The following is an 11,466-nucleotide window of genomic DNA, read 5'->3' on the forward strand; positions in this document are numbered from 1 at the left end:
CGACCCAGCCGGGTCGTGCGGGCATTCTGATGCGGGTTGTTCATTCCTCAGGTCCATCGGGTGAATCGTGTGGCAACGACCACCTTCAGGCCCTCAGACGGGATGAACAACCTCCTCAGATCTCACAGCTAGGCCGAGCAATAATAGTATAGATGGTGGATTTCCTGAGACTGGACTGGCGCCCAGTCAGCTCCAATCGCTGGATCCGGAGTTTTGGTGAAGATGAGGCTTTGTGAGGCGGTTAGTCAGCTACCTGTCTTTGGTCCTTACTATTGTCGTTCGTCGAGTCAGCTCTGACCGGTGACAAAAAATCCTGGCGCAGTTCGTGTCCGATTATGCTGCGAGCAGCTTGAACCACTCCACCATGAACACCTCACAAGACCTCTTCTCTTCCATTTCGACCTCGAACCGTCCAGGCACCGGGTCTATGCACTTACACGTTATGCGCGCTGTCTCCGCCTGTGACCTCGTACTCGGCTCCGGTGACCATCGCGGCAGCATCGGAGGCCAGGAAGACGGCGGCCGGCGAGATATCCTCCGGACGAAGCCAACCTACTTTCAACGGCACCTGGACCTTTCTCGCATCCCAGGCCTGTTTGGCAGTGGGATGTTCGGGCGGGTTGGACTGGGTTTCGGCGATCGCCTCCCTATAGCGGGTTTCGTAACGGGTCAGCGACGTGTCGACGAGCCCCGGGATCAGCGCATTGACTGTAATGCCGTGCGGACCGAGTTCAATCGCGGCACTCTTCATCAATCCGAGGATGCCCCACTTCGATGCTGCATAGGAACTGGCGTCCTTTGTGCCGTGCTTGCCCTGCATCGACGACAGCACGATGATCCGGCCCGAATGGCGGGCTACCATTTTGGGCGCGAAGGCCCGGATGGTATTGGCTGTTCCGTTGAGGTTATTGTCGATCACATCGCGCCAGTCTGTGTCTTCCATCTCAAGGAGTGGCTTCCAGCGCTGGATAGCCGCGTTGGCCACGACGATATCAATCTTTCCAAGCTCACCTTCGATATCATCAGCGGCTGCTCTTAGCGCCCCGATGTCCCGAATGTCAGCCTGGATCGCGAGCGCACGCCGGCCCATGGCCTTTACCTGTCGGACCGTCTCAGCGAGATCCTCGGGCGTGGCAGGAGCCGCATTGGATGCGGGTGAGACGATACCGCAGATGTCGATCGCCACAACGTCGGCCCCGTTTGCCGCCAATTCAACCGCAATCGACCGACCGATTCCGCGCGCGGCACCGGTGACCACGGCGACTTTGTCCGTGAGCTGTGAACCACGCCCGGGCGCGATCGGACCTGCGGTGGGAGCATTCCCGGGTAACTGCGCCGCAGCAGTCCCCGCGAAGGCGGCAGCCACGACACCGCCGGTCGGGGTCGCTCTGCGCTGGGGCGGAGAGGTGCTGACGGAGTGATTGGGTACTGAGGACCGATCGCCCATTCCGCGTGCCTTTTCTGGATCAGGAGACTAGCCGTTCAACCCAAACCCTTCACGTCCAATAATGTTCAATCCCACAAATCAATTTGAATCTCGCGGGAACAAACAGGGGCACGTGCCAGCTCGACGGCTTCTACCTAGTCTTTGAAGGAAGAGGTCGGCTAACGGTCGCCGACAAGAACCTTTCCGGTTGCACTTAACGATGTTGGGATCGTTCCGCAAAACAATCCTACAACGAGGCGACCAGGGTTCCCGGCTCGGCGCGTTTCTCGTGGGCGTGCCAGTGAACACCGAGGTGAGCAACATTAGCCTAGAGAAGCCGTCGCAGGCCGAAGGAATACCCGCAGCACCAAAAGGTGCTATACAAATCAAAGGCACTCTTTCCGAAGGTATTCCAACGTTCACGAGCAAGCTTTCGGGGCGCTTGGTCCCGCTTACCGCTCCCGAATAGCAATCGCGCCCGACAACAAAACGAGCACGGCAGTCGGAATGGCAAGCGACCATCGGCTGGCATAGTTGTACATGGCCGCGCCTCCCGCTGCGCCTGCCACCAGGGATGCCCAAGCCAAGAGATGAAGGAGCCATCTCCAGCGTGGTCCCCTCCCCAGCACGGCTGCTGCGAGATCCTGACCCGCGCCGAAGAGGGTGCCGGTCACATAGGTGGCCCCAGTCCGAATGCCGTTTACCCGTCGCAGGGCCGAGTTCTGGGCTCCCATAGCTCCAGCCAGGATCAAAGTCGGGCTATGGATTGCGCCACCTTGATCGAAGGACCAGAACGCCAATCCCACGAGACAGGAGATCATCCCAAGGACGGCTGACAGGCACCAGCGGCCCGCCAGCAATGACAACAGATTGCCCACGAAGGCTCCAGCGAAGAAGGCACCGACAAGAGCCAGTGGAAGGACGAGAGTGGGCAAGTCCATCTTGCCGAGGCCTACTCCGATCTGAGTGCTATTGCCACTCATGAACGATACGTAGAGCCCACCAAGCTGCAGGAAGCCAATGGCGTCTACCCAACCGGCCACAGCTGTGAGGAGAAATCCGAGAAAGAGCTGCATGATACCTCATCTGTGCACGGGCAGATGCCACCGCACCCAGGGTATTGTCGCAAATCCTGACCATGGGCGGAATGTATACGAGAAAGTCTTGTAGGCGCCTATACGACGGGCCAATCAAACTCCGTACACATCGCTCGAACTCGGTCTACAGGTGCGTTCGGTGCGTGCGTCATCCAATCCGCGCAACACGGCCACAATCGCATCGCGCCTCGACCTTGCCCCACAAATCAGAACCATGGCCGCAGTCACCTAGAGCGCACCGCCGGTTTGTCTCATTGCTGATGCACAAACTCTCTCCGCGGAGGTCCAATTTCTCAATCCAAGATGTCGGCTAATATAACGTCGCTCGGTCGGAGGAGCTGAAGAACGCGCGAGAGTTGGACGGACCTTCGCCTATTCCACCGGTAGAGGCGACGCGGCCTTTCTGCACCGAGACGTAAGTGGGTACCGAAGGATGCAAGGAGCCGCTCTCCGACAAAACGCGATCGCCCGCCGGCACGCCCAAAAACGGCCACGTCCGTTTATCGAGTAAAACAGCTGAAAGCTTATCCAAACGGTCTTAGAAGCTGTATCCACTTTATCGCCATGGAAGAACTTCACCCAACTATCCCAAGCTTCGATATGATCATCATCTAGAATGTCGGCAGGATAGCAAATGTCGAAAAAGCCGCACTCACCATTATTGGCGTTATTGTTAGAGACTTTCCGCCAATGAATTCGCAAGCTCTCCTATGATGCTCATTTCCTTCTCGATATTGGCGAGGCTTTATAGCAAATTCCTTATCGGCTTGTGATTTTTGTTTCTCTAGGAGACGGTCTGCATCCTTAAGATGCTGTGTAAGAACTCGATTTAATTGGGTCGCGTCAAAGCCATTCGTGGCGAGCATTAGCTCAAGACGTTTTCTGAGGTCGCGACGAAGATCTCAAAGATGCGAATCCTGCGATGAATAATCCGTCAAAGATTTCGACCGTCTCTCCTCAAAATATCATATATAGCACCCTGCGCATCGGCTTGAAAAACTTTGATCATCTAGGCCTCCCAAGAAAAGTGGTGCATCGGCACGGGAAATGGCAGGCGCGATGCTTAAATATGGCAGGACGTTAATCCGAAAGAAGCCACGCCTCTCTCCTCTAAAGAAATCAACATGCGCTATCATGAGGGATATACGGGGCTCCACGGGAGTGCCTGATATTCTCACCCCTTGAATTGGTCGCGTCTACCCTAAGCGCGACAGAACAACAACATTTGTTCTTTTCTTGCCTGCTTTCCCAATCTGCGACACAAGCAAAATTCTACCTTCTAAAATGGTCGCAGCGGTTGGATTCGCAACTTCGTCCGGACGGACTATGACTCCGGCGCAAACTTGTGCGTTGTCTATCCATCTAGAACGGAAGGCGGGATTGACACCCGCCTTGAGCTTTGTGGCCGGCGAGACTCCGATGAACTCACAATCCTATCCGCTTCTTTTCAGCCCCCTGACACTCGGCAGCAGGACGCTTCGGAACCGGATCGTCATGGCTCCGCATGGAGTTTCGTTTCTCGGCGGCTATGGTAACGCCATCGACCGAGTGATCGACTATCACGTCGAACGTGCCAGGGGCGGCGCGGCCATGATTGTGATGTCCAACTTTGTCATGCCGCGCTCATGGAAAGAACTCGGCAACTGGGGCGGTAATCTGTCGACAACGTCGTTCGGCACACTCGATATGGCCGACGATGCATCGCTCCTGTCTGCATATTCGCGTCTCGCCAAGGCGATTCAAGACGAGGGCGCGCTCTTTGTTTCACAGCTCAACGCGACCGGGCGCCAATATTATTCAACCGGGATGACGAATTTCGGCATTCCGCTTCTCGCACCATCTTCACTGCCGTGTCCCAGAACACGCCAGATCCCAAGGGAGATGACAAAATTTGACATCGCGGAGCTCTTAGACGCTTTTGGCGACGCTGCGAGCAATTTGCAGAAAGCCGGGGCGGATGGCGTCGAGTTGCTGGCCGCTCAAGGTTATCTTTTGAGCGAGTTTTTATCCCCCCATACCAACCGGCGCACAGACGAGTATGGCGGAAATGCTGAAAACAGGATGCGGATCGTTGTTGAAGCGATCGAAGCCATCAGAAGCCGCGTGGGCTCCAGCTTCATTGTGGGCATACGCATGAACGGGCAGGATTATGCACCCGGAGGGCTAACGGTTTCAGAGACGAGCGAGATCGCACGACGGTTAACCGCGAAGGGACATGTGGATTACCTGCATGTCAGCGGAATGACTTATCTGCAATACCCCGCATGGATTGCGGACTTCAATGCCGCCGAGGCTCTTTTTTCGGAAGCTGCTGGCGAAATCCGAAAATCAGCATCTCCAGTACCGGTGTGTGTCACATCGCGGATCGGGTCCCCGGCAGTTGCTGAAGAGGTGCTCACGACCGGTCGCGCCGATCTCATTGGAATGGCGCGGGCACTCATTGCGGATCCTGAACTTCCCAGCAAGGCGTTGCGTGGGCAGAGCGAAGATATTCGGGTCTGCACCTATTCGAACCAATCTTGCAGCATGGGCCAGTCACTCGGCCGTGGCGTCGCCTGTATGCAGAATGTTGCAGTCGGCAAGGAAGCTCAACTTGGCATCGGCAAAATGCGACGAGCAAACCGCGCGAAGAAGGTTCTTGTAGTGGGTGGGGGACCCGCCGGGTTGGCCGCCGCGCGTGTAGCCGCCGAGCGTGGGCATGATGTAGCTCTTTATGAAAAAGGTGCTGCTCTGGGCGGACAGAACCGAATGACTGCAAGAATACCCGGCAGGAGAGGATTTGCTGAGGTTACACGTTGGCAAGAATCTCAACTTCGCAAATCCAGGATTAAAATTGTCCTTGACTCGAACATCGGAGCGGAATTCGTCAGGAATGAGAACCCGGATGCAGTCATAATTGCCACGGGATCACGCCCTATCCGGTCGGGGTACTCGAGCTTTCGTCCCGATGTCGCCTTCCTTCCAGGAAGCGATCAGGACAATGTATTGACTGTATTTGATGTTTTCTCCACGCCGGAACGCATCGGAAAACGAGTTCTCCTCTTGGATGACGATCCTCATTTCTCAGGAGTTTATACTGCGGAGTTCCTTGCTACAGTGGGGCATGAGGTGCAAATTATCACGCCTCAGTTGTATGCAGGGCGCGAACTCCACATCAATTTCATTCCGAATCTCTACCATCGCCTCGCGGAGCTCAGGATTACCGTCGCGCCTGGCCGCCTTGCGACCTCGATCGAGGGTGACAGGATGGTTTCCATCGATCGCTTTACGGGGCAATCTCATTCGTCCGAGGCATTCGATACCTTCGTTCTGTCGACAGGAAATGAAGTCGTTAATACGCTTTATCAAGAGCTGTTGGGACAGGTGAGCGAACTATATCGTATTGGAGATTGCGTAGCCCCTAGAAAGATCGATGACGCAATCCTTGATGGCGAACGAGCCGCATGGATGCTCTAAGTTCCTGACGCTAGACAAAACATGTTTTACGGGAGTTGTCGAGGTAACGCCTAGTCAAGGCCTCCGAGGTTGGGAGCGAATGCTCTCCTTTACCCAATTGGCCAAGCCGCCACAAAGCACGGCGTTGCTCTGCCGGGGTGACATAGAGTGGCGAACCCAGTAACTCCGTCTTCGTGTCACGTTTTCAGCAGTAAGATCCTCGCTCATTACAAGAATGCAGTGCGAATCGATCGCGCACAGTATATCTCCCATATGGCTTGACCCGCTATCTCGCATGCGGGCTGCCCGTTCCCGGGACCCGATAGCATGGCCATCAAAGGCTCCAGGCACGAGAGATCGATCGCCTCGTGCGCGTCATAGCTTGCTCCTGGATCCGCAATGAGCTCAACCCAATCCTTCTCCCTGTTCCAGGTACCTAGGAAGCGACGAACCTCCAGATCGAAGGGAAGACCGTTGTCGTGACATCGAGCACAGCGATGCCGCGCTCAGGCAGCATCTCCTCCATGAGCCATGGACTTACAGGAAATCTGACGTACCACCAGATCGCACGAGCGATGATCTGAGGCGGAAGCCAGGAACGCTTGTAGCTGAAGGCCTCGGTCACGCCACGGCTCTTAAGCCACAAGCCGCTAGTCAAAAGTTACCGTGACATCACTGGTGGTCCCGACATCGCAAGCACCGATACGCCAGTATCACCTCCAAGATGCCGCTGGCCTCCGTGAAAGTGCAGATCGAGATGCCCGGTTAGAAACCGTCGTTCAGATAGCGTTGCAGGGTAGCGCGGGTGCCCTCGCGCCACAGGCTCTTTAAGGCTATCCCGAAACGGGAGCAGAATTGCGGCGCATCGGCGAGGTCACCGAATGTATCCCGCAGGTTCAGGAAGACCGCTGGATCGTCCTTGGCCGCAAGAGCTGCAGGCGTCAGGCGGGCTGCATTCGGGTCATCGAGCCTGAAGGGCTCACCCTCATCGGTGGTGCCGGCGCAATAGCGGCACCAAAGGGCGGTTTCGAGCGCTAGCCCCGTCACGTCGGCTCCACTTTCGAGCCGGTCGCGCGTCACAGGCAGAATGAACTTAGGCTGGCGGTTGGAGCCGTCCTGAGCGAGGCGCGGAATCGTGTCGCCCACATCGGGATTAGCGAAGCGGCTGGCGATGAGTCGATAGTAATCGTGAAGATCGACGCCCGGCACCGGCGGCACTTGAGGGATGATCTCTTCCGTCTCAAGCTTGTCAAGGAAGCCGCGTACCAACGGATTCGCTATGGCATCGTGCACAAAGTGAATACCCAGCAATCCAGCCGGATAGGCGATCGCCGCGTGCCCTCCGTTGAGGATGCGTAGCTTCATTAGTTCGAACGCCGCCACATGGGGCGTGAAGGTGACACCCACGTCCTCAAGAGCAGGACGTCCGGTCGGGAAATTGTCTTCGATCACCCATTGCCGGAACGGCTCGCAGAAGACTGGCCGCTTGTCCTCGATGCCAAAGCGCTCGGTCAGCATGGTGCGCTCCCGGTCGGTGGTGATCGGCGTGATGCGGTCGACCATGCTGTTGGGAAACGCTACGCTCCCATGCACGAAAGCAGCAAGTTCAGGATCGACGAGGGCAGCCAGTCCTGCCACCGCATCCCTGGTCACGCTGCCATTATGGGGGATGTTGTCACACGACATTACCGTAAAGGGCGCGAGGCCCCATTCGCGACGGCGCCGGAGCGCTGCGACCAGCGCGCCGAACACACCACGCGGCGCATCCAGATGCGACGCGTCGTAGACGATGTCCGAGTGCTCTGGGTTGAATGATCCGGTCGCTGGGTCGATGCAGTAGCCGCCTTCCGTCACAGTGAGCGACACGATTCGCAGGTTCGGATCGTCTAGCGCGTTGACGATCGCCCGAGCATCCTCACCCACCGGCACGAAACCCATCATGGATCCGATCACCTGCGCGGTGTTAGCGCCGGGCTCCAGCTCCACCACGGTGGTGAGCCAATCCTGTGCTTCGAGCGCCTGACGCATGGCCCGGTCCGCCGGGCGGATGCCGGCGCCGATGAGAGCCCAGTCATGGCTCTTGCCAGCGTTGAACAGGTCGTTGAGATAGACAGCCTGGTGCGCGCGGTGAAAGTTGCCGACGCCGATATGCAGAATGCCAGGGCGCAGCGCCTCGCGAGCATAGCGCGGACGGGTGATAGTTTTGGGCAGGCTCGCAAGAGTGGCAAGGGTAAGGCGGTTGTACATGTGAGATAGACCTACTTGGAATGACGATCTCGATGCCAAAACCGATTTATGTCATGGTCAAATTTTGGTTTGTTGCGAACGGAAATTGCTTCTGCGATCAGGCTCGACACCAAGGCTTGATAGAACAAGCCTTGATCGACGAAATCAACTCCACGCTGGCCTCAACAGTGATCGTCGATTGTGATCCGCCGAGCCGTAGGCAGCGCTTCGAAGAAACGATTAAGGTTTAGCGGAAAGCGCAGTCGTTGATTACGGCGCCCTCACCATTACTCTCTTCTTTGTTCAATGTCGTGAATGTATCAGATTGCACGGTGCTAACGGCAATCAGTCGTCTAAACGGATTTGGAGTTTCACGTCGGACGGGCGTCCTTCTGCGGCGCGTTCAAAGGCTTCTACCGCATTTTCGAAGGAAAACGTCTCCGAGATCAGCGGCTTCAGGTCTACGCGTCCAGAACCCATCAGAGCGAGAGCGCGATCGTACTGATGGGCGTAGCGGAACACCGATTCCACACGCAACTCCTTCGTGGACAACATAGCGACGTCGAACCGTACAGGGTCGACAGGCAGCCCAACCACGACAATGGTCCCACACGGTCGCGGAATATCCGCAATGTCTGTCCACACCTGCGCGGCTCCCGAGCATTCGAACACGATATCGGCGCCCCATTCGTCGGTGATCTGGGAAACGACGTTCTTGAGACTTTGCTCGCGGATATTGACCACAGTGACTCCCTCATATGAGGCAGCAATATCGAGTTTAGGTTGTGCAAGGTCGGCGACGATCGCTCGAGCACAGCCGCCCGCCAGGGCTGCAATCGCCACCATGATTCCGATGGGACCCGCGCCAATGACAACGGCCGTGTCGCCCGGTTTAATGCTTGCCTTCATAGCCGCTTGCATGCCGACAGCGAATGGCTCAACCATCGCGCCTTCGGCGAAGCTCACGTTTCTAGGCAATTTGAACGTGTAGTTAGCGGGGTGAACGACAATTGGTCTGAGAACGCCGTGCACCGGCGGCGTCGCCCAAAACTTTACGCTCGGGTCGACATTATAGATACCGAGCCGCGAAGCTCTCGAGTTGGAGTCCGGAATGCCCGGCTCCATGCAGACCCTATCGCCGACGTTCAGATTGGTGACACCTTCTCCGATAGCCACCACGGTTCCGGCGGCTTCGTGGCCCAGCACCATCGGCGCGTCGACCACAAAGGGTCCAATGCGACCATGGGTATAATAGTGAATGTCCGATCCACAGATGCCGACCGTATGAACCTTGATCAAGACTTCACCCGGCCCGGGTTCTGTTTCGAGTTGGATCTCACGCAGGGCCAGTTCATGTTGGCGTTCTAGGACTAGTGCTTTCATTGCCGTATTTCCCTATGGCGGCTTGCGCCGACAGGTTCAGTTGACGAAGTGACCCGGCTCAGCCGCAGACCGGATGTACGGTCGAAGAGGAGAGGTGCAGGTCATCAAGGCCGAGATGGAGGATAGCGGTTGAATCCATCTCGGAGCGATGCTCCGGCGAAATGCAGCAACTTCCGCCTTTCATGCCGGAAACCCAACACCCATTTGACTACCTCCGTGACAGCGAGGCTCGCCACTGGTAACTACTGCTAACCCGATGATCCTCCCACCGCGCAACCTTATCCCGTTAACGGTCCATGCGACCGTTGCGGTAATAGTGGATATCGGATCCACAGATCCCGGCCGCTTGACTGTGGACCAGCGTCTCACCCGCGCCCGTTTCGGGAGTCGGGCGCTCCTAGATCTGAAGGTTGCCCGGCCCGTATAGCAGCGCTGCCCGTTGTGCGATTTCCATCGCTGTTCCTTCGAGTCTGACGTGTCAAGCTCTGACTGCGGGGTACACAGACAACTCGATCGGAGCCTCAGGGTTGATGACGTTGTCGAAATCCACGACTGCGCCTTGCTCGATCAATGTCTCTCGCAGATGCTCGAAGTTCATGCTGGACATGCTGTACCCATGCTTGACACTCAGGGCGGCGGCCGTCCCCGCGCCCTGCCCCATCGCCATACAGGTCGCCATCACGCGAACCGAGCCGAATCCGGGGCCGTCCGCACTGAGGCACCGTCCAGCTGTGACGAGGTTGACACTGCCTTGGGGTACCAAGCAACGGAAGGGAACGTTGTACTCCTGTCGCGGGATGACGAGATCGTTCTGGTCATTGCTGTCACTCGCGTGAATATCGATGACATGCGCACCCTTGGCGATCGTATCTTGGAAAGCTTTCGGCACCAGAATATCGTCCTTCTGAAGCTTGTAGAGGCCAACGATGTGGTACGACTCGCGCACTCCGGTCTGAATACCCGACTTCGCGAGCCAGCAGTCCCGGAACTCCGGGAATTCGCGGCGCAATACATCGACGATGAGGTGCAGATTCTCACGAAGGCTACATTCAGTGCGCGTGAACCACTCTGGGTCGCTCGCATCGGTCGCTTCGCGAAGCAAGTTGATGCTCACCATGCCGTCGCGGAAGAACTTGTTGATCCACGGACCGCCGAAGATCGGAATTTCATCTTGCTCGTTGAGCTCGAGCAGCCGGCTACGGATCACGTCGGAGACCGGCAGCATCCCGTCGACAGCATCGCCGAACAGGTAGTCTAGCGCATCTGTGTCGACGCCGCCTAACTGGAACCATAAGGTGGCCGGCTGCAGCACGTCACCTTTCACCGTTGGGAAGCCTGCTGCACGCACGAGATCGGCGTCACCCGTGCAGTCGACGAACACTTTTGCCTCGTACGCGACGCGACCTGCCTTGTTCTGCACGATAATATGGGTAATTCGATCGCCCTCCATCGCACAGTCCGCGAACCAAGAGTGGTACAAAAGCGTCACCCCGCTCTTAAGCAAAAGGCGCTGGGCGACGAGCTTGAGTATTTCGTCGTTGACGGGGAAATTCCCGCTCTCTAGCGCAACATTCGCGCCGCCGAGGTCAGCGGCCTTCTTAAGAAGTTCGAAGGGAATTCCCCCTATGTGCTGCTTGCCGAAATGGCGAAACTCGCTGATGGGTGTCACCAGTGCGCTCGTCGACATGCCACCGACGAAGCCGTAGCGCTCGATCAGGAGCGTCTTCGCACCATTGCGTGCCGCGGCTACGGCCGCGATAAGACCCGATGGTCCTCCACCGCAGACGATGACATCGTAGCTACCGGCTACAGGCACCTCTCTGCTGGGCTCCTTGACCGACACATTCTCTCCGGATATCGCCGACATACTTTTCTCTACTAATCTGGCTGGTGCTTGAG

General features: G+C 57.1%; 7 protein-coding genes and 1 pseudogene. 2 read left to right on the forward strand and 6 right to left on the reverse strand.

Annotated features, from left to right (window positions below; all coding sequences use genetic code 11):
* Nucleotides 1-433: 433 nt before the first annotated feature.
* Nucleotides 434-1,447: an SDR family NAD(P)-dependent oxidoreductase gene (locus K9B37_RS18165; RefSeq protein WP_224314951.1), complete on the reverse strand. Its 1,014-nt coding sequence runs from the start codon at nucleotides 1,445-1,447 to the stop codon at nucleotides 434-436.
* 431 nt (nucleotides 1,448-1,878) lie between these two features.
* Nucleotides 1,879-2,502: a YoaK family protein gene (locus K9B37_RS18170; protein ID WP_224314952.1), complete on the reverse strand. Its 624-nt coding sequence runs from the start codon at nucleotides 2,500-2,502 to the stop codon at nucleotides 1,879-1,881.
* A 1,440-nt stretch (nucleotides 2,503-3,942) separates the two neighbouring features.
* Between K9B37_RS18170 and K9B37_RS18175 the strand changes: the two genes are divergently transcribed.
* The gene (locus tag K9B37_RS18175; RefSeq protein ID WP_224314953.1) at nucleotides 3,943-5,979 is read left to right on the forward strand and encodes an oxidoreductase; all 2,037 of its coding nucleotides are present in this window, start codon (nucleotides 3,943-3,945) and stop codon (nucleotides 5,977-5,979) included.
* 469 nt (nucleotides 5,980-6,448) lie between these two features.
* On the opposite strand, the pseudogene K9B37_RS18180 reads toward K9B37_RS18175, so the two are convergent.
* Nucleotides 6,449-6,583: pseudogene (locus K9B37_RS18180) on the reverse strand (IS6 family transposase); the annotation flags it as partial.
* Nucleotides 6,584-6,723: 140 nt separating this feature from the next.
* Nucleotides 6,724-8,205, reverse strand: coding sequence for a mannitol dehydrogenase family protein (locus tag K9B37_RS18185; protein WP_224314954.1), 1,482 nt, complete (start codon nucleotides 8,203-8,205; stop codon nucleotides 6,724-6,726).
* Nucleotides 8,206-8,225: 20 nt separating this feature from the next.
* Between K9B37_RS18185 and K9B37_RS18190 the strand changes: the two genes are divergently transcribed.
* On the forward strand, nucleotides 8,226-8,435 hold the full coding sequence (locus K9B37_RS18190; protein ID WP_224314955.1) for a hypothetical protein: 210 nt from the start codon (nucleotides 8,226-8,228) through the stop codon (nucleotides 8,433-8,435).
* A gap of 94 nt (nucleotides 8,436-8,529) precedes the next feature.
* On the opposite strand, the gene K9B37_RS18195 is transcribed toward K9B37_RS18190, so the two are convergent.
* Nucleotides 8,530-9,567 (reverse strand): NAD(P)-dependent alcohol dehydrogenase, encoded by a 1,038-nt coding sequence (locus K9B37_RS18195; RefSeq protein WP_224314956.1) that lies wholly within the window; start codon nucleotides 9,565-9,567, stop codon nucleotides 8,530-8,532.
* A gap of 478 nt (nucleotides 9,568-10,045) precedes the next feature.
* Nucleotides 10,046-11,434: an FAD-dependent oxidoreductase gene (locus K9B37_RS18205; RefSeq protein WP_224314957.1), complete on the reverse strand. Its 1,389-nt coding sequence runs from the start codon at nucleotides 11,432-11,434 to the stop codon at nucleotides 10,046-10,048.
* Nucleotides 11,435-11,466: the final 32 nt, after the last annotated feature.

The organism is Microvirga puerhi (genome assembly GCF_020089865.1).
In the GTDB taxonomy this organism is placed as follows: Bacteria; Pseudomonadota; Alphaproteobacteria; order Rhizobiales; family Beijerinckiaceae; genus Microvirga; species Microvirga puerhi.

Bases quoted from the DNA above. Each gene is read 5' to 3' on its own strand.
- K9B37_RS18190 (WP_224314955.1), top strand. From the start codon at position 8,226: ATGACGATCTCGATGCCAAAACCGATTTATGTCATGGTCAAATTTTGG.
- K9B37_RS18195 (WP_224314956.1), bottom strand. From the start codon at position 9,567: ATGAAAGCACTAGTCCTAGAACGCCAACATGAACTGGCCCTGCGTGAG.
- K9B37_RS18165 (WP_224314951.1), bottom strand. From the start codon at position 1,447: ATGGGCGATCGGTCCTCAGTACCCAATCACTCCGTCAGCACCTCTCCG.
- K9B37_RS18185 (WP_224314954.1), bottom strand. From the start codon at position 8,205: ATGTACAACCGCCTTACCCTTGCCACTCTTGCGAGCCTGCCCAAAACT.
- K9B37_RS18205 (WP_224314957.1), bottom strand. From the start codon at position 11,434: ATGTCGGCGATATCCGGAGAGAATGTGTCGGTCAAGGAGCCCAGCAGA.
- K9B37_RS18170 (WP_224314952.1), bottom strand. From the start codon at position 2,502: ATGCAGCTCTTTCTCGGATTTCTCCTCACAGCTGTGGCCGGTTGGGTA.
- K9B37_RS18175 (WP_224314953.1), top strand. From the start codon at position 3,943: ATGAACTCACAATCCTATCCGCTTCTTTTCAGCCCCCTGACACTCGGC.